Annotated in this window: 14 protein-coding genes and 1 riboswitch; of the genes, 12 read left to right on the top strand and 2 right to left on the bottom strand. The window is 69.8% G+C overall.

The features are described 5' to 3' along the window. The first annotated feature begins 307 nt into the window (after positions 1 to 307). The 9 genes from NBX02_RS06325 to NBX02_RS06285 all read left to right on the top strand — a co-directional run bounded on the left by NBX02_RS06325 (position 308) and on the right by NBX02_RS06285 (position 18,103). Entirely contained in the window at positions 308 to 2,056 is a 1,749-nt protein-coding gene (locus tag NBX02_RS06325; RefSeq protein ID WP_250283048.1) for a glycerol-3-phosphate dehydrogenase/oxidase, read from the top strand. Between the two features lie 928 nt (positions 2,057 to 2,984). Beyond that, positions 2,985 to 4,343 (top strand): XRE family transcriptional regulator, encoded by a 1,359-nt coding sequence (locus NBX02_RS06320; protein WP_250290416.1) that lies wholly within the window; start codon positions 2,985 to 2,987, stop codon positions 4,341 to 4,343. A 322-nt stretch (positions 4,344 to 4,665) separates the two neighbouring features. Beyond that, complete coding sequence (locus NBX02_RS06315) at positions 4,666 to 5,598, top strand: acyl-ACP desaturase (RefSeq protein WP_250283051.1); 933 nt, start codon at positions 4,666 to 4,668, stop codon at positions 5,596 to 5,598. A 446-nt stretch (positions 5,599 to 6,044) separates the two neighbouring features. Next, complete coding sequence (gnd, locus tag NBX02_RS06310) at positions 6,045 to 7,064, top strand: phosphogluconate dehydrogenase (NAD(+)-dependent, decarboxylating) (RefSeq protein WP_250283068.1); 1,020 nt, start codon at positions 6,045 to 6,047, stop codon at positions 7,062 to 7,064. Positions 7,065 to 7,973: 909 nt separating this feature from the next. Further along, complete coding sequence (locus NBX02_RS06305; RefSeq protein WP_250290414.1) at positions 7,974 to 10,247, top strand: hypothetical protein; 2,274 nt, start codon at positions 7,974 to 7,976, stop codon at positions 10,245 to 10,247. Further along, complete coding sequence (locus NBX02_RS06300; RefSeq protein WP_250290412.1) at positions 10,234 to 12,669, top strand: RAMP superfamily CRISPR-associated protein; 2,436 nt, start codon at positions 10,234 to 10,236, stop codon at positions 12,667 to 12,669. The genes NBX02_RS06305 and NBX02_RS06300 overlap by 14 nt, the downstream gene beginning before the upstream one ends. Next, positions 12,666 to 14,894 carry an RAMP superfamily CRISPR-associated protein gene (locus tag NBX02_RS06295; RefSeq protein ID WP_250283057.1) on the top strand — a complete coding sequence of 743 codons (2,229 nt, stop codon included), beginning with the start codon at positions 12,666 to 12,668 and terminating at the stop codon, positions 14,892 to 14,894. The genes NBX02_RS06300 and NBX02_RS06295 overlap by 4 nt, the downstream gene beginning before the upstream one ends. Then, positions 14,891 to 15,616: a hypothetical protein gene (locus tag NBX02_RS06290; protein WP_250283059.1), complete on the top strand. Its 726-nt coding sequence runs from the start codon at positions 14,891 to 14,893 to the stop codon at positions 15,614 to 15,616. Before NBX02_RS06295 ends, NBX02_RS06290 begins: the two co-directional genes overlap by 4 nt. A 3-nt stretch (positions 15,617 to 15,619) precedes the next feature. Continuing rightward, the gene (locus NBX02_RS06285) at positions 15,620 to 18,103 is read left to right on the top strand and encodes a TIGR03986 family type III CRISPR-associated RAMP protein (RefSeq protein WP_250283061.1); all 2,484 of its coding nucleotides are present in this window, start codon (positions 15,620 to 15,622) and stop codon (positions 18,101 to 18,103) included. A 64-nt stretch (positions 18,104 to 18,167) separates the two neighbouring features. On the opposite strand, the gene NBX02_RS06280 is transcribed toward NBX02_RS06285, so the two are convergent. Further along, positions 18,168 to 20,438, bottom strand: coding sequence for a hypothetical protein (locus NBX02_RS06280; RefSeq protein WP_250290410.1), 2,271 nt, complete (start codon positions 20,436 to 20,438; stop codon positions 18,168 to 18,170). On the opposite strand from NBX02_RS06280, the gene NBX02_RS06275 reads away from it, so the two are divergent. Both NBX02_RS06275 and NBX02_RS06270 read left to right on the top strand, forming a co-directional pair. Next, positions 20,437 to 20,730 carry a hypothetical protein gene (locus NBX02_RS06275; RefSeq protein WP_250290407.1) on the top strand — a complete coding sequence of 98 codons (294 nt, stop codon included), beginning with the start codon at positions 20,437 to 20,439 and terminating at the stop codon, positions 20,728 to 20,730. The genes NBX02_RS06280 and NBX02_RS06275 overlap by 2 nt on opposite strands. Before the next feature lie 250 nt (positions 20,731 to 20,980). Next, positions 20,981 to 22,087, top strand: a complete 1,107-nt coding sequence (locus tag NBX02_RS06270) for a hypothetical protein (protein WP_250283064.1) — start codon at positions 20,981 to 20,983, stop codon at positions 22,085 to 22,087. A gap of 127 nt (positions 22,088 to 22,214) precedes the next feature. On the opposite strand, the gene thiC is transcribed toward NBX02_RS06270, so the two are convergent. After that, positions 22,215 to 24,143 (bottom strand): phosphomethylpyrimidine synthase ThiC, encoded by a 1,929-nt coding sequence (thiC, locus tag NBX02_RS06265; protein ID WP_250290406.1) that lies wholly within the window; start codon positions 24,141 to 24,143, stop codon positions 22,215 to 22,217. Further along, positions 24,135 to 24,259, bottom strand: a riboswitch (TPP riboswitch). Its footprint overlaps the gene before it by 9 nt. A 198-nt stretch (positions 24,260 to 24,457) precedes the next feature. Here thiC and NBX02_RS22960 point away from each other — a divergent pair. Continuing rightward, positions 24,458 to 24,592 carry a hypothetical protein gene (locus tag NBX02_RS22960; protein WP_445548296.1) on the top strand — a complete coding sequence of 45 codons (135 nt, stop codon included), beginning with the start codon at positions 24,458 to 24,460 and terminating at the stop codon, positions 24,590 to 24,592. Positions 24,593 to 24,719 lie beyond the last annotated feature (127 nt).

The raw sequence follows: 24,719 nt of genomic DNA, 5'->3' as shown, positions 1-24,719 counted from the left end.
TGCCGGGGATGCCGGGGATGCCGGGGAACCCGGGGATGCCGGGGATGCCGGGGATGCCGGCTGGAGGGATCCCGGAGAGATCCGGACGAAGGTGGCCCGGACGGCTCCGGCGGTGCTCCGGTCCGGCGGCGCTCCGGTCCGTCGGCGGTGGCATGGACCACCAAGCGTCGGCCCGGGGCGCGGGAATCGATTACTGTGAGAAAATGATCACTGTGAGCAAGCTGCCATGCGGCCCTCGTCCGCGGCGGGCACGATGTGACCTGTCCGCGCCAGCTCTGGCCGCCACGCTCCGGAGACGGAGAACACGATGATCGTTCCGGCACGGCTGAATCCCACCACCCGTGGTGACGCCCTGCGCCAGATGGAATCCGACGTCGTCGACGTCGTCGTCATCGGCGGCGGAATCACCGGGGCTGGCGTCGCGCTCGATGCGGTCACCCGTGGGCTGTCCGTGGCGCTGGTCGAGGCCCGCGACCTCGCGGCCGGCACGTCCAGCCGGTCCAGCAAACTGATCCACGGCGGCCTGCGCTACCTCGAGCAGCTCAACATCGCGCTCGTCAGCGAGGCGCTGCGGGAGCGGGCGCTGCTGCTGGAGACGCTCTGCCCGCACCTCGTCCGCCCGGTCCCGTTCCTGTTCCCGCTGACCCACCGGGGCTGGGAACGCGCCTACGTCGGCACCGGGATGGTGCTCTACGACACCCTCGGCGGCAGCCGCCGGGCGGTGCCACGCCACCGCCACCTGACCAGGCGGGCGGCGCTGCGCGCCGTCCCCGCGCTGCGCCGGGACGCCCTGGTGGGCGCGATCCAGTACTGGGACGCCCAGGTCGACGACGCCCGGCACACGATGTTCGTCGCCCGGACCGCCGCCCACTACGGTGCGCTGATCGCCAGCAGCGCCCGGGTGACGGGCCTGCTGCGCGAGGGCGACCGGGTCGCCGGGGTACGGGTCCACGACCTCGAGGGCGGCGGGCAGATCGACGTCCGCGCCCGGCAGACCATCAACGCCGCGGGGGTGTGGACCGACGGCATCCAGGCGATGGCCGGCGGGCGCGGCCAGCTGTCGGTGCGGCCCTCCAAGGGCATCCACCTGCTGGTGCCCCGGGACCGGATCCACGCCACCACCGGGATGATCCTGCGCACCGAGAGCAGCGTGCTGTTCGTGATCCCCTGGGGCAGCCACTGGATCGTCGGGACGACCGACACGGACTGGAACCTCGACCTCGCCCACCCGGCGGCCAGCAGCGCCGACATCGACTACCTGCTCACCCACGTCAACCGGGTGCTGCGCACGCCACTGACCACCGACGACATCACCGGTGTCTACGCGGGGCTGCGGCCGCTGCTGTCGGGCGAGTCGGAGGACTCCTCCCAGCTGTCCCGGGAACACGCGGTGGTCTCGCCACTGCCCGGCCTGACCATGGTCGCCGGCGGGAAGTACACCACGTACCGGGTGATGGCCCGGGACGCGGTCGACGCGGCCGTGCACGGGATGGGCCGCAGCGTGCCGCCGTCCTGCACCGACCGGGTCCCGCTGCTCGGCGCCGACGGCTACCCGGCGCTGTGGAACGCGCGGGAGGCGCTGGCCCGCTCCGCGGGGATCCACGTGGCCCGGGCCGAGCACCTGCTGACGCGTTACGGCACTCTCGCCCAGGAGGTCCTGGCGCTCGTCCGGCAGCGGCCCGAGCTCGCCCGGCCGCTGCGCGGGGCCGACTCCTACCTGGCGGCGGAGGCCGTGTACGCCGCCTCCCACGAGGGTGCGCTGCACCTCGACGACGTGCTCACCCGCCGCACCCGGATCTCGATCGAGACCTGGGACCGCGGGCTGGAGGCCGCCGCGGACGTCGCCGCGCTCGTCGCGCCCGAGCTGGGCTGGGACTCCCGGGCCATCGACGTCGAGATCGGGCACTACCAGGCCCGGGTGGCGGCCGAGCGAGAGTCCCAGCAGCAGGCCGACGACCAGACCGCCGACGCGGCCCGCCTGGGCGCGCCGGACGTGCGGGCCGGCGGGCGGTCCCGGCGCGGACAGTCCGAACCGGCCCTCGGCCGGGGCCTGTAACCCACCACGGGCTGGCCCGCTGCCGGGCCCGTGCCCGGGCGCGAGGCGGACACGGGCCGGGCGGGAGCCGGGCGGGGTAAGGCCCGGGCCAGGCACGGGCGAAATGCCGACGGGACACGACAGCCATCCGGAAAAGCGCTCATGAAACGTCTGGGAAACATCCCTGAAATCATCTTCGTGACCCGGCGCCAGCCGTACGACACCGCAATTACCAAGCGGAAGTGAAGCGTCACTATACGCCGTTTGCGCAGGTCGGGAGGATGACCCGACACGGTGTCGACGGAATAAAAACGAACAGAAAACATCGTAAAAACCGGGTTTGATAACAAGACCGAGCGACCGCGGAACTATTTTTTGAGAAGAATCGGCGACGCCGGCCGGGAGCCGAAAAAACGACTTCACCCAGGCAGACGCGGGCGTAACATGTAACCACACCACCACCGGGCGACGCCCCCGAGTGGGGATGCCCACTGGTCATACGTGGCATAAGTGGTAGGTTCCATGGGTAGTGGGACCCTGTGCTCGCAGAACACCGGACCGGCTCGCGACGTCTGCCCGTTCTGGAGGTCCGCCTATATCCGTACGCTCCTGCCTCCGGCCAGCGGACAGGCAAACAGGCGAACAGCCTGGCCACCGTTGGGTCCGGACACCGTCCAGCGGACGCTTATAACACAGCCCCCGCGATTGCCGACACAGGGGTTGTGCACGGCCCTGGATTCGCCAGGACGACCAACATCCCGATCCCACGCCGACCAGAACGAGCCGCAGGATTCCCGGAGCTGTTCCGGATCTTTCGCCCGGTCAACGGACCGGACGCGAAGATCTGAAACACGCTCCCCCGGAGAAGGACAGCAGCCCCGCAAAGGGACGCTGTATTCGCACGGCTACGATTGACAGTAGTTCCGTACGGAGACGGGAGAGACCCGCCGTGACAACGCAGGCACATCCAGGATGGGATTCGGACGGGCTCCGCCGACGGCCTGAAACCGCCGACCGTACCCGGAACACCGTCGACGCCCGGAACAGCGCCGGCCTCCCCGACACCGCCGGCCACCGGCAGTCCGGTAACCGGGAGTCCGGTAACCGGCAGCCGGGTCACCAGGCGGCTGGTTACCAGGCGGCCGGTCACCAGCCCGCCGGCCCGCCGGTCCACGAGCAGATCGCACCCGCCAACACCGGCCTGGACCTGCTGTGGACGGACGACGGGCTCACCCGCGAGCTCCTGGCGATGACCCACGCCAGGCGGCCCCACCGCTTCCTGCCCGTCTCCGGGCCTTCCCTGGACTCCGCCGCGCAGCGGTGGCTGGCGGCACGCACGCACCACGAGGGTGTCGTGCCCACCGGCCAGCTCGTCGACGACCCGCTCGTACGCGGCTTCGAGGACCGGGTCGACGCCCTGCGGCGGATGAGCGACGTCCTCGGCGGCAACGACGTGTACGCCCTGTCCCGCACCGAACTCTCGATCACCGTCCGCCTGTTGCGGGTCGGTACCCACAGTGACGCCCATCAGGCCCGGCTCTACGCGGTCGCGGCGGAGCTGGCGCGGCTGGCCGGGTGGGCGATGTACGACGTCGGGCAGTACGGCACGGCCCAGCGTTGCTGGCTCATCGCGCTGCGCGCCGCCCACGAGGCGAACTCGCCCGCTCTCGGCGCCAACGTCCTGCGCTGCATGGCCGAGCAGGTCACCTGGTACGGGCAGCCCGCGGACGCGGTCAGCCTGCTGCACCGCGCCCAGGCCGGGGCCTGTTACCTGCTCAGCGCGATCGAGCGGGCCGTGATCGCGGCCGACCTGGCCGTCGCGCACAGCCGCACGGGCAACAGCGAGGACGCCGCGGCCGAGACCGAGCTCGCCTACACACTGGTCGACAAGGCCCGCCCCGAGGACAGCCCGCCCTACATGTACTGGGCCCGCCGCAAGGACGTCGCGTTCTCGGCCGGGGAGGCGCTGCTGTCCGGCGGCAGCCCCGAGGCGGCCATACCGCACTTCGAGGCCGCCCTCGACGATCTCGACGAGCTCGACGAGGAGGTCCCCCGCGACCGCGTCGAGTTCCTCAGCAGGCTGGGGATCGCCCACGTCCGCACGGGCAACATCGACCAGGCCGTGGCCCTGGGCCACCAGGCCGTCTCCTGCGCCACGATGATCGACTCCGGCATGACGCGCCGGGACATCGCCCGCCTGTGCCAGGAGATCGAGCAGGCCGGGGCGTCCGCGCGGGCGGCCGGCCTGCTCGACCACGCCCGCGACGCGCTCGGCCCGGCCGGCCCGTCGTCTCCCTCGTTGTCCTGAGCCCGCTGTCCCGGACCGCCGCACCGCCCCAGGCCGCCCAACACACCGAGCCGCCCGCACGCCGAGCCGCCCGCACGCCAGGCCGCACCGCCGCGTCCTGTGTGACCCCGCGCCCCGTCCCGCGCGGCTCGTCCCGCGCGGTCTGATGGCCTCCCGGCCGTCCCGCACGCCGGCCGGCCGGTCGCCCCGCGTGTTCCGCCGGCTTCCCGCCATGAGCCCGCCGGAGGCTTCCGGTTCTGTTCTCCGGGAACAGATCACCGGGCTGGAGTCCACACCTGGCGGACGTAGTCCCGCGCGCGGTCGGCCTGCCAGGGTGACAGGCATGACATCCACCCCGGACATCAACCTGTTGCACGAGCTTGAGCCCGTCGCCGCGGCCAACCTCAACCGCCACCTGGACCTCGCCACCGAGTGGATGCCGCACGAGTACGTCCCGTGGAGCCAGGGCCGCGACTTCGACACCCTGCCGTGGGATCCGGAGCAGTCCCGGCTGTCCGACGTGGCCCAGATCGCCTTCGAGGTCAACCTGCTCACCGAGGACAACCTCCCCAGCTACCACCGTGAGATCGCCACGATCTTCGGCCGGGACAGCGCGTGGGGCGCCTGGGTGCACCGCTGGACGGCCGAGGAGGGCCGGCACAGCATCGTGATGCGGGACTACCTGATGGTCACCCGCGGCGTCGACCCGGTCGCCCTCGAGCGCGGCCGCATGCACCAGATGCAGAAGGGGTTCGACAGCGGTGAGAAGACGCCGCTGCGCACCATCGCCTACGTGTCGTTCCAGGAGCTCGCCACCCGGGTCAGCCACCGCAACACCGGGCGGTTCACCCAGGACCCGATCGCCGAGAAGCTCCTCACCCGGGTCGCAGCGGACGAGAACCTGCACATGATCTTCTACCGTAACCTGGTCACCGCGGCGCTGGAGCTCACCCCGTCCGCGATGGTGCAGGCCATCGCCGAGGAGCTGATGACCTTCCAGATGCCCGGGACCGGCATCGAGGACTTCGAGAACAAGGCGAAGCGGATCGCCAAGGCCGGCATCTACAACCTCCGCAGCCACCACGACGACGTGGTCACGCCGCTGCTGCGGCACTGGAAGTTCTTCGAGCTGACCGGCCTGGACGCACAGGCCGAGCAGGCCCGCGAGAACGCCGGGCACTACCTCGCCGCCCTCGACGGCCTCGCCCGCAAGTACGAGGAGAAGTACGCGGCCGCGAGCGCGAACCAGGACACGCTGGCCACCACACCCGCCTGAACCGCCCGGACGGCGGGCTTCTTCGCCGTGAGGCTTCCGCTTCGCCGGGAGGCTTCCGCGGCCCTGTCCGACACCGTACGACTACCTGACGCGCAGAATTCACTCCTGTTGGTAATGGTCTGATCAGGCTCATGGGCGGCGCAACGCGCGTCCGTGTGTGGCACAACGATCATCGGGCTGGCGGCCGGTCACGCGGTGACGGGCTCGACGCCGGGAGACAATGGGCAAAGGCCCGTTGGCCTCCAACGGTGCCGTGCCAGTGATCCGGGGCCCGCCGCCCGCCCGGACCCGTCGGACCGGCTTCGCCCATCCGGCGGGGATCCGGGCAGTACAACATGATCATGTCACCGTCGGCCCTGGGACCTGGGGATCCAGGTCCCAGACGGCATGAAATCATGATCATGATGCTGCTGCCCCGGACCGACAACCAACCAACAGGAGACCTCGTGCAGCTCGGGATGATCGGCCTTGGCCGGATGGGCGCCAACCTCGTGCGCCGGCTGATCCGCCACGGCCACGACTGCGTCGTCTACGACGTCAACGCCGACGCGATCCGGCAGCTGGAGGCCGAGGGCGCCACCGGGGCCACCACGCTGGCCGAGTTCGCGGCGAAACTCTCCACCCCCCGCGCCGCCTGGGTGATGGTCCCCGCCGGGATCACCGGGCAGACCGTGTCCGCGCTCGCCGAGCACTTCGGCGCCGGTGACATCATCATCGACGGGGGGAACTCCTACTACCGGGACGACGTCGACCGGGCGAAGGAACTCGCCGGCCGGGGCATCCACTACGTCGACGTCGGCACGTCCGGCGGGGTCTTCGGGCTCGAGCGCGGCTTCTGTCTCATGATCGGCGGTGAGAACGAGGTGGTGTCGCACCTCGACCCGCTCTTCGCCGCGATCGCCCCCGGGTTCGGCCAGGCACCGCGCACCCCAGGACGGGCCGGCGAGCCGAGCAGGGCGGAAAAGGGCTATCTGCACTGCGGGCCGAACGGCGCCGGGCACTTCGTCAAGATGGTCCACAACGGTATCGAGTACGGCATGATGGCCGCCTTCGCCGAAGGCATGGCCATCCTGGAGAAGGCCGGTATCGGCCGGGGCCACACCGGCGAGCACGACGCCGAGACCACCCCGCTCGCGCACCCGGAGTACTACCAGTACGACATCGACACCGCCGCGGTGGCCGAGGTGTGGCGCCGCGGCAGCGTGGTCAGCTCCTGGCTGCTGGACCTGACCGCGGCCGCGCTCGTCGAGGACCCGAAGCTCGAGTCGTTCAGCGGCCGGGTCTCCGACTCGGGCGAGGGCCGCTGGACGGTGCTGGCCGCGGTGGAGGAGGGCGTCCCCGCCCACGTCCTCACCGCCTCGCTGTACGAGCGGTTCAGCTCACGCGGCGAGGCCCTGTTCGCCGACAAGCTGCTCTCCGCGATGCGCAGACAGTTCGGCGGCCACGCCGAGAAGCCAGCCACCTGACCCACCCCCGCCCTGCAACCGGCTGCCCTCGGCCCGGCCCTCTGCCGCTGACCACCTCACGGCCCGCCCGCCCCACGGCCCGGCCGCCCCACGGCCCGGCTCCCGCAGTCTGGCTCCCACGATCCCGCTACCCAACGAGCCGGCCGCCTCGCAACCCGCCCGTCCCCCCTATCCCGCCACCCGTGATCCGGCCTTCACGATCCCCCACCGCCCCATGAGCCGGCCGCCTCACACAATCCAGAAGCCCACTGCCCCACGCTCCTGCCGCTCCCCTACAACCCGCCTTGACCTGTAGGTGGAAACCGCCACCAGCACAACGGTTTCTACCTACGGACGGGGAAGCCGTAGGTAGAAACCGTCGCGCCAGCGACCGGAACCACCTACGCGTCCGGCCGGAAAGGCCCCCGCGGACAGCGGACGCCGCCGGGAGCCGGCGTCTGTCGCCCCTGTAAGCCGCCTGCCGGTCACGGCCGGCGGGCGTCACGGAGCCGGGTGCCGCGGCCCCGCCAGTCATGTGCCGGCCCGCGTGGCCTCCTCGCGCTGTTCTCCTTACCCTGCCGGCCCTTCTCCTGCGCCGGCCCTTCTCCTGCGCCGGCCCCTCCCCTGCGTAGCCTTCTCCCCCGTGCCGGCCCGCCTCCATACCGCCGGAAGGTCGGCACAGGACCAGGGTCGTCTGTCGTCCTTCACCCGTCGTCCGTCAGGCACATGTGTGGGGACGGATATCTCGCTGACGGAACCGGCTGGCCGCCTACCGGGGTGGCCAGGGGCGGCCCGGTGGCGAGGAACCGTCACGCAGCCGATACATTCGCCTGCTCCGCACCGCTGGGGACCGGGCAGCGACGCCACGGTGGCATGCGCCCGGTCCCCAGCGGTGCGGAACAGGTGGGGTCGAACGAACGGGGAACGCAGGTGCACCTTGTGCTGATCGAGACGTCCGGGAACCAGCCGTTCATCTTTGGCACGAACAAGCAACGCGAGAACATCGGCGCGTCCGAACTGACAACAATGATCAGACGCTGGGCGAAAAAAGCGATCGAGACGATCGGCCAGGCGGAGAAGCAGGCGGTCTCGACGACGGCGGAGCCGATTCTCGAGGTGATGGCGGCGTCCGGCAAGGTCGTCCTGCTGGTGACCGAGGCCGACGACGACGCGAGCGAGCACACCGCCCGCGGGCTGATCACCGAGGTGACCCTGCGGGCGGCACTGCGAGCGCCCGGCCTGGCCGTCGACGGGGCGTTCGTCTCCGTCAGCCGCGGTGACCTCGACGACGATGCGAAACAGCAGGAGCTGCTGCGCCGCGTCCACGCGGCCCTCGGTGGCTACACGGCGACCCGGCCCGCGGTCGCGACGCGCTTCCCGCAGATACCGTTCGCCGCGATCTGTCGTTACAGCGGGTTACCAGCCACCGTGCCTCTGCCCCCGGCGAGGGGACACGACTCTGAGACATCCGAGAAACCCGAGGAAGAGGCACGGCACGACGCGCGGGAACAGGAGCTGTCGCTGGCCTCCCGGGTCAAGCGCACCTACGCGAAGCCAGCCCGCACCCGGATGCTTCAGGTGCTTCGGGACGGAGGCATCGGGGAGACAGACAGCGAACGCCTGTACCCGGATCCGACCGAGCTGCTGTACCCGGATCTGACCAAGCTGGAGGCGGCGCTCGCGGGCGTCCCGGTCGCGAACGCGGAACAGAAGCGACGAGCCGGCGGACGGGATGCGACGGAGCGCACGAACGCCCGTTCCGGCCCGCTGAACGCTCAGCCCGGCCGAGACGGTGCCGGGCGCGCCGGGGAGACGAGCTGGGTCGGTGTGGTGCACGCCGACGTCAACGGCATGGGGCGCATCTTCCAGAACCTCAACGACGTGTTGGCCCCCACCTACCAGCCGAATGTGTTCGGGAAGGTGGCGTCCTGGCTGCGTGATCAGGATATCCACGGCACCCGCACGCTTGCCGCCTACGGGGAGGTGAGCGCGGCCCTGGACGAGGTCACGAAGAACGCCTACGTGGAGGCGGCCAAAGAGGTGCTCAGCCAGTTCCAGGACGAAGAACAGTTCAGGGCGCAGGAGGGGCCCCAGGCCGGGAAGGGCGCGAGTACAGCGACGACAGCGGACACCGAGGACACCGAGGACACCGAGGACACCGAGGACACCGAGGACACCGAGGACACCGAGAAAACACCCGTCCCGGTCGTCCCGATCGTGCTGGGTGGGGACGACGTGAGCGTCCTGGTGGCGGGCCGGTACGCGCTGGTGTTCGCGGTCGAGTTCCTGCGCGCCTTCGAGAAGCTGTCCCGGAAGGACGGCGTCCTCCGGCACATCCAGGTGCCGAGGGAGCCGCGCGGGAGCGGTACGCCCGCCGAACGCGTGACCGGCGGCGCTACCGGCCGCGCTACCGGCCGCGATACCGGTCACGGCACCGCCCGTGGCGCTGGCCGCGATGCCGGTCACGACACCGACGGTGACACTGATCATGATGCCGGTCATGGCGTCGGGCTGACCGCGGCGGCCGGGGTCGCGCTGGTGAAGTGGCAGTTCCCGTTCAGCCAGGCGTACCGGCTCGCCGAGCAGCTCTGCTCGTCGGCGAAGGAGCGCGGCCGGGACCGCTCCTACGTCGACTGGCACATCCTGTACGAGACGAACGTCCCCGACCTCGATCACATCAGGGCCCGGCTGGACCTGCCGCCGACCACGACGACGAAGACCCGGCTGACCTGCCGGCCGGCGATGGTCAGCGGCAGCGAACAGGACGACCCCGACCGCCACTGGGAGCGTGTCCTGCGCCGTGCCGCCGAGTTGACCCGTAAGGACCAGACCGGTGCTCGTCTCATCTCCCGGTCGCACGTGATCGCCCTACGCGGACAGCTCACCGCGCCGAACGAGGCCGAGAAGCTGTGGGCGAAGATCTCCTCTCCGCTGCCAGCGGCCGAACGCGCGACGCTCGGCGGTGGCGGCAACTCGTCGTTGTTCTGGCCGACTGCTGTCGATCATCCGGAGCAGAGCCCGCCGGACGCCGAAGGCACTGACAGTGCGGAAGGCACCGACAGGGCCGAAGGCAGCGGTGGGGCGGAAGCCGCCGCGACCACGAAAACCGTCCGGGTCACCGGCCTGCTGGACGCCCTCGAGCTGGTCGACGTGCTGCCCGCGTCCCTGCTGGAGAAGAACCGTTCGGAGAATGCCAATGCCTGACCTGGACCTCGAAAACGGCGCGGTGCCGGACCCGCTGACCGTGATCGTCGACATCACGGGCGACTGGCACGTCGGGAGCGGCTACGGGCTGCCGGGCGGCATCGACGCCACCATCCGGCGGGACGCCCATGGCCGGCCGTACCTGCCGGGCACGACGCTGACCGGCCTGTGGCGCGACGCCTGCGCACAGGCGAGCATCGCGCTGGACGCCGAGGCGGCCCGCCATGGCGAGGCCAACCGGCCCTGGTGGGCGTGGACGCGCGCGCTGTTCGGCCATGCCGGGACGGCGCCGCTGTTCACCGTCGGCTCCGCCCACCTGCCGCCCAAGGCGAAGCCGCGGACAGACCGGCCCGCGATCCCCACGCTCGGCGACCGCGGCGACCGGTGGACGCTGATCAAGCCGGGGGTGGCGATCGACCACCGGACCGGCCGGGCCCACGACGACATGCTGCGCTTCGTCGAGATGGCCAAACCGGCGACCCTGTTCGCCACCGCGCGGCTGGTCGACGCGGACTCCTGGACACGGGAGCAGCGGCGCGCGGCCGCGACGCTGCTGCTGATCGGGGCGTCGCTCATCGACGCGGTCGGCGGAGACCGGCGCCGCGGCGCCGGTGCCGCACGGGTGCTGGTCTCGAAGTCCGAATCCGTCGGCCTGGCCGACGCCGACCAGGCCGACATCGCACGGAAGAAGGCGGACAGCGCCCGCCTCCGGCTTCTCGACAACGCCTTCCGGGCGGTCACGGACTTCCGCGGCCAGGTACCGGCACCGGCAGAGCCGGTGGTCGTTCAGGGTCACGCACCGGCTGTGGTCGCCCGGGCTGCGGCGGAGCGCTGGTTCGAGGTGGATCTGACGATCACCGTGGACCAGCCGGTGCTCGCGTCCACCGGGGTGAGCGGGAACATGCTCACCGGCGCCGACCAGCTGCCCGGGACGACCTTGCTGCCCTGGGTCCACGGCGCGCTGCGCAGGCTCGCTCCCCAGGCCGCGGCGGACGCCGTGACCGCCGGCGAGCTGATCGTCACAGCGGCGACGCCCGAAGTCGCCGGGAAGCGCTCCGACCCGGTCCCACTGGCGTTCCAGCGGGCGAAGGATCGGGCTGACACCTCCGGCTCCGACAGCTCACACCACTCCGGCGCCGGTGGCGCCAACGGCGTCCAGGGATCCAAGGAGGCCCAGGGAGCCAAAGACGCCAAAGACGGAGACCCCCGGAATGTGCTCAACCGGCTACGCGCCGGCCAGCCGAAGGCCCAGTACAAGCCGATGCGCACCGGCTACGTCGCGCCCGTCGACGCTGCCGGAGCCGCCGGGCCGACCGGTGGCACCGGGCCGGTCGACGCTGGTGGATCGGCCGGTGCCGACAAGCACGCTCCCAGCGCCACACGCCTGCTCTTCCACCAGCCGGTGCTCGCGGTCGCCATGCACAACCAGGTGGAGGAGTACAGCCAGCGACCGACCGAGGACTCCGGCCTCTACACCGTCCAGGTGATCCCGCCGCGCACATCCGGATCCGACGACATCCATACCGACACCCGGCTGCGCGCCCACGTGCGGGTGAGCCAGCGTCTGCACGACGCGCTGGCCACGGCCGGCCCCGACTGGCCGCGCGCGTGCCTGGCCAGCGAGGACGTCCGGCTCGGGGGGAAATCCAAGTCGGAGTACGGCCGGGTGCGGGTGGAGGTCTCCGGCGTGCGGCACCGCCCCCCACGCGACAGCATCGTCCCGGTCAGCACAAATGGTGCCCAGGCAGGGACAGATAGCGTCCCCATCGGTACGGATGGCGTCCAGAGGGACACGTTCAGCGCCTATAGCGGCGCAGGCGGCGTCTCGGGCGGCACGGGTGGCGTCTCGGGCGGCACGAGTGGTGCCCCGGCGAGCGGGACGGGCGGTGCCCCGGCGAGCGGGACGGGCGGTACCCCGGATGTCTCGAAGGGCGAGCTGTTCGTGTGGCTGCGCTCGGACACAATCGTCCGGGACTCCCGGCTGCGGATGTCCGCGGACGTCACCGACCTCGTCCGGCTGCTGCAACGGCTCGGTGTCGGTGTCGACAACCTCGTCCCGGTTGATCCGGGCAGCCGCGGGCCGGTGCCTGCCTCGGCCCGGACCCGACGGATCAGCTCCTGGCACCGCCCGTCCGGCCTGCCCCGGCCGACGCTGGTCGCGCTCGCCGCCGGTACCTGCCTGCGGCTTGGCTGGGACGGCTCCGGCGCGGACGTCCTCGCCCGGCTTGAGATCACCGGGATCGGCGGCCGCACGGCCGAGGGGTTCGGCCAGGTCAGCTTCAACGACCCCGAGCTGGTCGCCGAGCGGATCGAGCTCCTGGAGGCGCAAGCCACGGCGGCAGTGACAACGGCAGTGACGACGGAACCGACAGCGGAACCGGCCGCGGCAGCGGCCCGCCGGAGGACGGAGAACCCGGCATGACCACAGCGGCAGACAGCACGAACAGCGCGGGCGGCACGGGCACGTCCGGCATCTGGGACGACCCCCTGTGGGCCTATTCCGCTGGCGGGGAGAAGCCGCCGGCCTTCCGCCCGCGCATCCGGTACCGGCTGGCCGCGACGCTGGTCACCCAGGCCCCGTTGCACGTCGGCGGGGCCGGCCTGACCGATCCGCTCGCCGGGCCGGGCTCGGATGCCGTACCCGGCCCGGACACGGCGGGCGACGGCAAGGGACAGCGTTCGCATCTGACCCTGGCGGTCAACGGCGCCGGTCAGTACTACATTCCGGGCACGTCGATCGCAGGCGCCCTGCGCGCCTGGTGCGAACGGACGTGGACGCCGGAGGCCGTCCGGCGGCACTGGGGGTCGATCGACGGCGCGAGCCGCATCGTCGTCGCCGACGCCCCGCTGCCCGGTCTCACGCCCGCCGACCCGAAAACCGGCGTCCAGGGCGACAGCGAGACCCGGGACGGGGTCGGCATCGACCGCGTGACCGGGACCGCCGCGCACGGTATCAAGTACGACCGCGAGGTCCTGCCCGCCGGCACCAGGATCACCCTCTGCCTGACCACGGACGCGCGCGCCAGGCCGGACCGGCCCCGGGGCGACGGCGCCGGCAACACCCCAGGTGACGGCCGAACTGATGGCCCAGGTGACGGCACGGGTGACGGTACGGGTGACGGTACGGGTGACGACGGTGGCGATCTGACACTCAAGACGATGCTCGCCTCGCTGGCTACCGCGCTCACCAGGGGAGCGATCCTGTTGGGCGCCGCGTCCAGCCGCGGCCTCGGGTCCGTCAGAGCCACGGAGGCCAGCCTGCGGCGGATGGACGTCGCCACCCTGCGTGGCCTGCAGGCCTGGCTGGGCGTGGACACCCGAGACAGGAACAGCCCTGGATTCACGTCCGTCGAGCTGCCGCTGGAGATCCCCGCCAGCTCCTCCGTACTGACAGTCACCGTCGACTGGCATCCCAGGCTCGCCCTGCTGGTCGCGGCGGGCCGGACCGTCGGCCATATCCCTCAGGGCGACGATCAGGAACGCCAGGTGACGGTCCCCGTCCTGGCGCGCCGGGTGGATACCAGCGCGCCTGGAACGGCGGGCGCGCCGGAAGCGACAGGCAGCCGGGCACGGCCGGGCATGGCGCGGCGTGCCACCACCGGGAATACCGCTACCGACAGCAACGACATTCCGGCCGACAGCTTCGTCTGGAAGCCCGTCCTGCCAGCCTCGGAGATCAAAGGCGCGTTCCGGACCCGGGCCACTCGCATCGCACGGACGATCATCGGTGATGGGCAGCCCGGCGCGGACGGCGAGCGGCCTTTCGGGCAACGGGACTTCGTCCTCGACCGGGCGGACGACCCCGAGCTGGTGCGGCTGCTGTTCGGCTCCGCCGACTGGAAGTCGCCGTTACGGATCTCCGACGTCCACCTGGCCACCGGGCTGAGCCGGCTGGAAGCCGACGCCCTGCGCACGTCCTCCACAGCGGACGGCTCCCCTTCGGCAGGCGACAGTGCCTCGGCGACGGTCGGTGCTGCCCCAGCAGGCAGCGGCGCCGTGACAGGCGCCGGCGGCGCGGCCCCGGCGGCGGGCGGTCCGGCCTTCGCGTCCGCGGCGGGCCGGCTCGGGACGCTCTCGACCCAGGTGGCGCTGGACCGCTGGACCTCGGCCCCGGCGGACGAACGGCTGTTCACGATCCTTCCCGTGCAACAACCGGAGGCGAACAACAAGAAGAAACAGGGCTGGGAGCCGATCACCATCGAGATCGACCTCGACCGGCTGACCACCGGCTGGCCGAATCCCGGGAAGCCAACGGAACCGGAGGAGCGGGCGGGGCGGGCGAACGCCGCGCTCATCCTGCTGTACCTGGTCCTCGCCGAGCTCGCCGCCGGGACGCTGCCCCTGGGCAGCCGGGGCACCCGGGGCCTGGGAGCGCTCACCGTGACGAAGATCGACGCACAGGCCCGCGGCCCCGCCCGCGCGGCGGGCACGGACGGGCGTCCATGGCCGGCCGGCTGGTCCGCGACGGAAGGGAAAGCGGGCCCGGCGGCGGTCGTCGCGGCCGTCCTCGCCGAAGCGCGCAAGCTGCTGCCGGCCGACGGTGACTGGATCCGCTGGATCGGCCCGCCCGGCACACCCGGCAACAACCCGGACGGCAGCGCCGCAGGTGACGGCGACGCCGTGAACAACGGCGAGGGGGAAGCATGACGCTCCGCAAGGCACTGCTGGGCGAGCGGCGACTGCCTGGCGGCGGGCTCTCCGACGCGCTGGCCGCGCTCCGGGACATCGAGCCCGTGCCGCCGCTGCTGTACGCCCTGCTCTACGGCACCGGCGGCCCCCGCTTCGCCGAACTCGGCACCGACTGGCAGCTGGTGGACGAACACGGCGAAGCGCTGCCTGCGGAGGCCCTTGGGAAGATCTTCGAGGCACGCCTGTTCGGCAACGGGCCGGATGTGCTCGCGGCCGAGTGGCGATGGGTAGCCGGGGCGGAGCACGCCGTCCTGGTCATACTCACCGATCCCGCCGCTTCCGATCCTCCTGTATCCGCTTCCCCCTCCTCCGACGGCTCCCGGACGGCGCCGCCGGAGGACGCGCGGCGGGAACAACAGCCAGCGGACACGACGGACACGGCGGACACGACGGACACGACGGCGTGCTGGGTTCGGGAGAACAGCTACCTGCTGTGGGGCTCGGCCCGCCCGCTCACCGAATCCACGGCGCTGCCGGCCGGTCTCGGCTGGGCCCGCTTCCAGCAGGACAGGGTGAGCCCGTTCGTCGCGCCGGTGACGGGTTTCACCGAACGTGCCAGAGCGGCCCTGCCCAGCTTCGAGGTTTTCGTGGCCGAGCCACGCTACGGCAACATCGTCCCCGCGGACGAACTGCTGTGCGGCGCCGCGGTCCCAGCATCATTCCCCGCCCAGGAGGCCTGAGCCGTGAGCAGAGCGCCCCGCGACAACAGCCGCGGTACCTACACCACGAGCAGCGGGAACGACAGGACCCGTGGAAACGCGGGGACAAGAAACGGAGCTCGGGCGAACAACTCCGGGATCTCCGAGGGGAAACCGTTTCACCACGCCTACAACTTCGCGCCGCTGCCGCCCCGGCCGGCCGGACCCCCGTTCGCGGACGGCGCCCCGGCCGGCCACGACCGGCTGCGGCCGGAGCTGTGGAACGGGCGCCTGCGGGTACGGCTGACCGCCCGCACTCCACTGATCGTCGGCGAGACCGCCTCGAAGGCGGAAAAGGACACCACGGACCACGAGGGCTACGAGACCGAGGCCGGCCACACCTTCCTCCGGCTCCGCTCCCGGTCCGGGCAGGCGAAAGGCGCCACGGAGGGCAACGACGTCGAGATTCCGGTGACGTCGGTCAAGGGAATGCTCCGCTCCGCCTACGAGATCGCCACCCTCTCCCGCTTCGGGGTCGCGGCCCGGCACGATCTGCCGCTGGCATTCCGTTCCCAGCCGTACGAGGCCCTCGAGCTGACCCCGGTACGCATCGAGGAGATCGACGGCGAACTGCACGCCAGGCCCCTGCTGGGCACCCGGAGAGAATTCGGACGGGTCGACGACTACATGCCGGCCGCACTGCTCCCCGACGACAGCGCTATCAAGAATTTCATCTGGGAACCGGCTGGCCTCCGCACCGGAGACGGCCTTGCCGCCGCCCGGCGTTTCGCCCACAAAGACGAGGTCAGCGTCGAGCTGACCAGCGTGCGAAACAATATCTACTCATACTGGCTGGTCACCGGGATCGGGGCGAAAGGAGGTGATATCCGCCCGATCGGCAGCGTTGCCGACAGATACCCCGAAACTATTACGGTGGACGGCTGGGTCTGCCGCACGAACCAGAATCACGATGCGAAGAACTTCCCCTCGAAAAAACATGAGCGAATCTTCTTCACGGATCCGGACAACCTGTTGCCACCGAAACCCGTCCGGCTTACCGACACCGTCGCGGCCGCCTACCGGGAGGTGCTCGACAGCTATGTCCGTGAACTCGACGGAGCGCCACCGAGTGTCCGGCCGGGAAAAGAGAGGACAGCGTCCCTGCCGGTCGTCGAATGGGCAAGGAAAACCAAGGAAGAGCGAGTCAGGAAAAGCATCCGGAAGAAGAGCTCAGCGGGCAGAACCGAGCGACAGCGGCCTTTGGAAGCGGGGGATCTGCTGTACGGCGTGTTCTCCCATGACGGCCAGCGGCTGGAACGGCTGCTGCCTGTCATGGTCGGGCGCCGGCCGTTCTCCAGACCTCCGGCGGAGCTGCTTGCGGCGGCGCGTCGCCAGCCTCCCACGGCTTTTGACAAATTCTCCGCGGCGGACCGGGTTTTCGGCACGGTCGAGCAGCGTGCCGACGAGCGCGACGAACGCGCGACCGCCTATCGCGGACATGTCGTGATCTCCCCGGTCCTGCCCGAGAAGGTGGAGATCACCAACTTCCATAAGAAAAAGCTGCTCGGCAATGTCGGCCTCCCGCTGATCGAACTGGGCGCGCCCAAGCCGAGCCAGGCCCGTTTCTACAGCGCGGCCGACCCCGCCGGGACACCGGTGGGCGAGAGAATGCTGAAGGCGGAAATGTACGGCCCGGAGGCGGGCCTGCGCGGTTTCAAGGTCTTCCCCCGCCACCGCGACCTTGAGGACAGGCCCGACGACTACGTTCGGGACAAGGTCACCGTCCGGATCGTCGGCCAGCAACAACAGGGCTCCCAGAGCCGGGGCCAGGCTCAGGACGGACAGCCGGTGAAGCCACGGACAAAACGGAACGCCTCCGTGCTGGCCTGGGTCAGGGCCGACAGCACGTTCACCTTCGACATCGACGTCACGAACATGACCGACGCGGAACTCGGCGCGCTGCTGTGGCTGCTCGACCCTCGCGAACTCGCCGTCCCCAGAGAACTGGAGCCGTCGGCGAAGGCAGCCGATTTCGGCGTGTTCCGGCTCGGGCGCGGCCGGCCGCTCGGGCTGGGCTCGGTCACCCTTGAACTGCTGCCGGAAGACAGTTCTCTCGTCCGGGGCGAGACGGTGGCCGCCGCCTACCGGGATCTGTCCGGCTGCCTCGGCGCCATCGACCAGGATTCCGTGGACGGCGGTGCGGAGCGGTTCGACGAGATCGCGAAAACACTGCTCGAGTCCTTCCGGACGGCGACCACCGAAGCGACGGGTGGCAGTTTCGACAAAGCCGCCCACATCGCCGCGCTGCGCCGGGCCGCCACCGGCTACGGCGACGGCGTCCGCGTCGGCTATCCACGGGGCTCGACAAAACCGCGCCAAGGTGACGACATCTCGGAGATCGTCGCCTGGTTCCAGCTCAACGAGAAGGTCAGTGCACAGAATCCGAAAAAGCCGACGATGAGGTACGGCTACACGCTGCCTCTACTCACCACGAACGTGACCCCGCTCCACGAACTACACGAACAGTAACCTCACCCCGACCCGGCCCTCCTGGTGGCTGTGCCCCGCGGAGCACAACCACCAGGAGAAATCTCTACCCGGTCACCCCGGAACGAGCACTACGGAGATCGTCGAGGATGTCCTCGTACCGGCTCCGGTATTCAGCGATGTCCACCTCGATCATAATACCTTCGAGCAACTGCTTCTGGACCTTCTCCAGAAAAAGATCGAGAACGTCGAGGGCATCCTCCTGACTTACCGGAGTTCCCAGCTTCTCACTCAGCGCCTTTGCCAACGAGGCATGATCATTATTGTGGGTGGTCGGGCTGTTGTTACGAATCCGGGAAAGATTCTTCAGGGGCCCCTCCTCCCAGGGCCCCTTATTTCCTTTCTTCTCTTCCTTCAACACGTGCTCACAGATCGCGGTCGCGAGACAGACCGAGCCCCAGCCGTCGTTTTTCCCCAGCGCTCGGACCAACTCCAACCGGCGCGCGGCCTCCTCCCGCCGCTTCTCTACCTCCGGAATCAGAGCAGCACGAGCCGAATCCCAGTCGAACGCGTCCCTGCGCAGATCGTCGACTCTGCCCGCGATATCACGAAGCTCCCGCCCGCCCCGACGCAGCGTCGCCGCAGCCGCGACAAACTCCAGGGATTCGACCTGCCGGGCGGCAACATTCTTCAACAGACCGTCGTAAGTCGGTAATGCCAGTACATGTCGGTCCGAGACACTCACCGTGCTATGAGGCGGACCGGCCGGGCCGGTGTGCCGGATCTCGTCGATGGAGCCGACGTATGCCGGGCATCCCTCCTTCACAGCCCAGTCGAGTGCGGCCAACGCAGCCGCGAGGTTCATACCGTGGGTCGCCGGGCCGCCCAGGAAGACAACGGCCTCGGCATCGCGCAGCGCGAATGTCGCGTCAAGAACCCTGATGGAATCGACAATCTCCGCACGCATCATCTCGATGTTGTTCTCTCTGTTCACCTGGCCGGATTCTGACGGTGGCGCCGGCTTCAAGGTGATCCCTATCGGGTAGCGCAGCCGGGCCAGCCTGCCGTCGTACACCTCCCCGCCGTCGTGCCCTTCGGGCTGCGCCGCCTGGCTCCACCGCCGTTCGAGCGCCGCCCAGAGCGCTTCGATCTCCCTTTGTGCCTTGTCAGCGGTACTGACAGACGCGATCATCAAGATATCGATCTTCCAGTTGACTTCCTCGACTTCCTCGTCGATCCGGATGTTCTGGAAGTCATGGTCGAGAATGGCCGTGAGCTGTGGACGGAGATCCTGCCCGCCCACGCACTGAACCACGAGCAGCCGTCCCGAAGGGAGCGACGACCAACGCGCCGGATTCGGCGAGAGCCCCAGCTTCCGCCGAGGATCCCGACGGTCAGCGGCCTCAGCGATCTCGCGGAAGTAGCCGTCAGCCCTCCGAAAACCCTTCGAAGCCGTGAGCGCGTCGTGCGCGACGCTGCTGGCAACCTCGTTGAGATGCTTGACAGAACTGGACACCAGGAACTCCCTCGGCAGACGACCGGCGAGCTCATGGTTGTCCTCGACGCTTCCTATCAGAGGACCCAGCGTCCGCTTTCCGATCTCGGGCCAGTTACTTCCGTCCGGCTCGCTCTCCACCAGCTCACGGTAGTGATCATAGATCCACGAGCGAACCTGCAGGAGAGCGGCGACCTCGTTCCGGAGCAGCCTGTCGAGCAAGGCGCTCTCAACGGAATGATGGGAACGCGGGCCGAACTCGTCCTTCTCCAGCTCGGGCAGCCCCGCCCGCCCAACGGCATACCGAAAACCGTCGTCGTCCTGGATCTGACGACAGTGTAACGCCTTCCATGCCCAGCTTTCCCGCTCGTTTCCAGCACACTCGGCCAGTTCGGCCAGGCCGCGGAAGTGGCGTTTCCTGGAAAGCCAGCCACGCGCGTCCGACTGCAACGTCAGCGACGTTCGGCCATGCCCTTCCTGAAGCGGAACAAGATCGACCGTAAAAGTGGACTCGAGACAGCCGAGAAAGAGCCCGCTGAGACTGTTCTTCGCGCCCGTCCCATAGCCGAGAAAGACGCCGTCGAGCTGCTTGTTCTCGAGGTAGGAGTCAACAGCGTCCCGGGCAGCAGCGGTCAACGGCGCCCCCATCGGGATCTCGTCCACGGCGCTCAGCGCCACATCCGCGTAAAGATCCGGCCAGATTTCCAGCGCGCTTCTTATCAGCTTGAAGATCCGCCAGGTGTCGGCGGCCTCCGAAGGCTCCTGTCGCGTGGTCGCGAGAGCGAGCCGGGCGGGATCCCCAATCCTTCTGACTACGGAGAAGAGTCGCCAGCGGGGCGCTTCGGCGCCCGCTTTTTCCTGTCCGCGTATTAGTGAATTCATGCGTGACAAGAAGCGGTTCTATATCGTTCCGAGCCTTGCTCAACTCCTCCTTCGCGGCGTTCCGTACAGCGCTGTCAGCAGCGGCGTTCGTCCACTCCTCCGCCGCGGCAGCCACGCCGTTCAGAACCTTCTCGATATCGGCGTACCTTTTTTCGAGATCGTGTACCGCCTCGCCGGAAAGCCGGCCGCCGGTGGTGATTCCCACGTCGGATGTGCCGAGCAGGTGGATTATTACCTTGCCAGCCATGTGCCCCCGTCCGTCCGTAAACGCTGTCGGCTGCGCACAGTGTGACAGGGACGGCGCGCACCCCGAACGGAGGGGGCTCGAGCACCGGGGCGGAAGGTGTAGGTGGGTTCGGTCGTGGCAGCAACGGTTTCCACCTACGGGCTCCGTGGGTGTAGGTGGCTTTGGTTGTGGCAACGACGGTTTCCACCTACGGGCCCCGTTGTCGCCTACGGCCTGCATTGTCCACAGGTAGCTGCCCTCGCTCGCGGGTGGGTGAACATCGTGGCAGCGTGGGGGCATGGCCCATGATCCCGGCTTGCGCCACCCGCGTGGTGACAACAAGAACAGCGGTGACAAGAACAGCGGCAGTAAGAACGGTGTCGGCAGGTGTCGCGGCAGCGAGGAGCCTGGCAGCGAGGAGCCTGGCAGCGAGGCTCGCGGCGACGATGGCTGCGGCCAGGAGACCTGCGGAAACGGTCACGCGTCCAGGCGGCGGGCCGGTGGGCGTGGGGAACGTGCGGGCTGGGAGCGGATCGCGGCAGCCCAGGATGGCGTCATCTCGGTCCGTGCGGCTCTGGATGCTGGGATGACCGAGGCGGAGATCCGCTGGAAGCTGCGCAGCGGCCGCTGGCAGCGGCCCATGCGGGGGGTGCTCGTCACCCATTCCGGCCCGATCACCGGCAGCCAGCTGCTGTGGGCGGCCGTCGAGTCGATCGGATCGGGTGCGGTGCTCGGCGGGGTGTCCGCGGCGTCGTTCGACGGCTTACGCGGGTTCGACGGCGGCCCGGTCGTCGTCCTTGTCGACGCCGCCCGGCATGTGACGCGGCGCCCCGGTGTCATCATCCGACGCAGCCGTCATCTCGGCTCCGATGATGTGCACCCGCGGCGGTCGCCGCCGCGGACCCGGCTGCCCCGCTCGGTCGTGGACATGGCCAGCTGGGCCCCGGACGAGGACGACGCACGTGCTGTGCTTGCCGCGGCCGTCCAGCAGCGGCTGGTCACCGTTGCCGAGCTTCGCCGTGTCGTCGAGCGCCGTGGGCCGCTGCGCCGCAACGCATTGATCATCGAAACCCTCGGTGACCTGGGTGACGGCGCCCATTCGGTGGCCGAAATCCTTTATCGAAAAATCGAGAACCGCTACGGTCTGCCGGCCGCGCGACGGCAGGAGAGGATCGACGCCGGTGGCAGCCACTGTCACCTCGACGTCTGGTACGAGACGTGGCGGGTCTGGGTGGAGATCGACGGTGGCCACCATCGGGAGGTGCGCCAGTGGTGGGACGATCTGGCCCGCCAGAACGCCGGTGTGCTCCAGGACCGCCTCATCCTGCGTTTCCCGGTCCATGTGCTGCGCACCGAACCGCGGCTGGTGGCCGAACAGGTCGCCACAGCACTACGCCAACGCGGCTGGGAGCCGGACCTGTAGGTGAAAACCGTCATCAACGCAGCGGTTTCCACCTACGGATACGGAAGCCGTAGGTGGAAACCGTCGTCGGAGCGACCGAAAGTACCTACGGTGCCCGCCGACGCCCAGCCGCCGATGCCCGCGGTTTCTACGATTCCGTGATCGGGAGGTAGACGCGGTTGCCGTGGGCGGCGAACTCCGCCGACTTCTCCTGGAGGCCGGCCGCCACGGCGTCGGTCTCGGCGAGGCCGTGCTCCTCGGCGTACTTGCGCACGTCCTGGGTGATCCTCATCGAGCAGAAGTGCGGGCCGCACATCGAGCAGAAGTGCGCCGACTTCGCGGGCGCCGCGGGCAGGGTCTCGTCGTGGAAGGCCTCGGCGGTCTCCGGGTCGAGCGCGAGGTGGAACTGGTCGCTCCAGCGGAAGTCGAACCGGGCGTCGGACAGGGCGTCGTCCCACGCCTGGGCGCCTGGATGCCCCTTGGCCAGGTCCGCCGCGTGCGCGGCGATCTTGTAGGCGATCACTCCGGCCTTGACGTCGTCGCGGTCGGGCAGGCCGAGGTGCTCCTTGGGGGTGACGTAGCAGAGCATCGCCGTGCCGTACCAGCCGATCATCGCGGCGCCGATCGCGGAGGTGATGTGGTCGTAGCCGGGCGCGATGTCCGTGGTCAGCGGCCCGAGGGTGTAGAAGGGCGCGTCGTGGCACAGCTCGCGCTGCAGGTCCACATTCTCCTTGATCTTGTTCATCGGGACGTGCCCGGGGCCTTCGATCATGACCTGGACGTCGTGCTCCCAGGCCACCGAGGTCAGCTCCCCGAGGGTGGCCAGCTCCGCGAGCTGGGCGGCGTCGTTGGCGTCGGCGATCGAGCCGGGGCGCAGCCCGTCCCCGAGTGAGAAGGTCACGTCGTAGGCGCGCAGGATCTCGCACAGCTCGGCGAAGTGGGTGTAGAGGAAGTTCTCCTGGTGGTGGGCCAGGCACCAGGCGGCCAGGATGGAACCGCCGCGGGAGACGATCCCGGTCTTGCGCCGCGCGGTCAGCGGCACGTAGCGCAGCAGCACCCCGGCGTGGACGGTCATGTAGTCCACGCCCTGCTCGCACTGCTCGATGACGGTGTCCCGGTAGACCTCCCAGGACAGTTCCTCGGCCTTGCCGCCGGCCTTCTCCAGCGCCTGGTAGATCGGCACGGTCCCGATCGGGACCGGCGAGTTCCGGATGATCCACTCCCGGGTGGTGTGGATGTCGCGGCCGGTGGACAGGTCCATGACGGTGTCGGCGCCCCAGCGGGTCGCCCACACCATCTTGTCCACCTCCTCCTCGATGGACGAGGTCACCGCCGAGTTCCCGATGTTCGCGTTGATCTTCACCAGGAGGGCGCTGCCGATCGCCATCGGCTCGGACTCGGGGTGGTTGACGTTCGCGGGCAGCACCGCGCGGCCGGCGGCGATCTCCGCCCGGACGGTCTCGGCCGGCAGGCCCTCGCGCAGCGCGACGAACTCCATCTCCGGCGTGATCTCACCCCGGCGGGCGTAGGCGAGCTGGGTGACGGCCCGGCCGGGCAGCGCCCGCCTGGGGGACGGCCGGCGCAGCCGCTCCCCGTGCCGGATCTCCGGCGGGGTGCTCCGGTAGGCCTCGGTGTCGCCGCGGGCGGCGATCCAGGCGTCCCGCAGCGGGGGCAGCCCCTGGCGCACGTCCGTGACCTGCTCGGTGTCGGTGTACGGCCCGGAGGTGTCGTACAGGATCACGCTGTCGCCGGTGGAGAGCGGCACCTCGCGCATGGGCACCCGCAGGCCGTCCGCGGCGCCGACCAGGTAGGTCTTGCGGCTGCCGGGCAGCGGGCCGGAGGTGACCGGCGTGGGTGGGCCGCCAGGCGTGGGTGGGCCGCCGGGCGCGGACGCGCCGCCGGGCCCGCCGGCAGCGGGCCTCCGAGTGTCACGCCCCGTGGAGCCGGGCGCGCCATCGGTGACGGGCGCTCCGTCGTTGACGGGTGTTCCGTCGTTGACGGGTGTTCCGTCGTTGACGGGTGTTCCGTCGTTGACGGGCGCGGACACGGAGACCGATCGGTCGACAGGCAGCACCATGTGACAGCCTCCCTACGCCGGCATTATCCGGACAGGTTCTGGCGGTCGGCGGCACTGTGGGTGGAACCCAGCCGCCCTCTCAGCCTCCTGCGTTGGAAGCTCCCGCGTTGACATTGGGTGCGACGCTACGCCCAATCGGCACCCTGCCGCCACCCAATCGATGGAACACCCCCCCACAACCGGCAGATCGTGTCACAGCGTCACCGCGGACGAGCGCCAGGTGAGATGCTCCCGGGAGCGGGTAATCAGGCTGGGACAGTGTCCGCCCGGTCACCGGGAACGCCCCCTCACTTCTCCACCCCCTGGGAGCATGAATGATTCTGCTGCCACTGCTGGCCCTCTTCCTCGGAATCTTCGTCAGCGGGCTCGTCCACGACTGGTGCTACGACGAACCACCCACCACGGATAATGCGGGCGGCACCCGTCCGGACGCCACGACAACCACCTGATCGATCATCCGCCAGCTATCAGAAAATTTCGGAAGAAATATCGTCTGAATTTCCCGGAAAAACGAGGGAGAATTTTGCTGGCCGGCCGGCCTGGAGTTCATCAGATGAAACTCGTCCGCCAATTTTA

Origin of the sequence: Protofrankia sp. CiP1_Cm_nod1 (genome assembly GCF_920888515.1) — a bacterium.
Classification (GTDB): domain Bacteria; phylum Actinomycetota; class Actinomycetes; order Frankiales; family Frankiaceae; genus Protofrankia.
The sequence above is the reverse complement of the archived record's forward strand: the minus strand, read 5'-3'. Positions and strand labels throughout refer to the sequence as shown.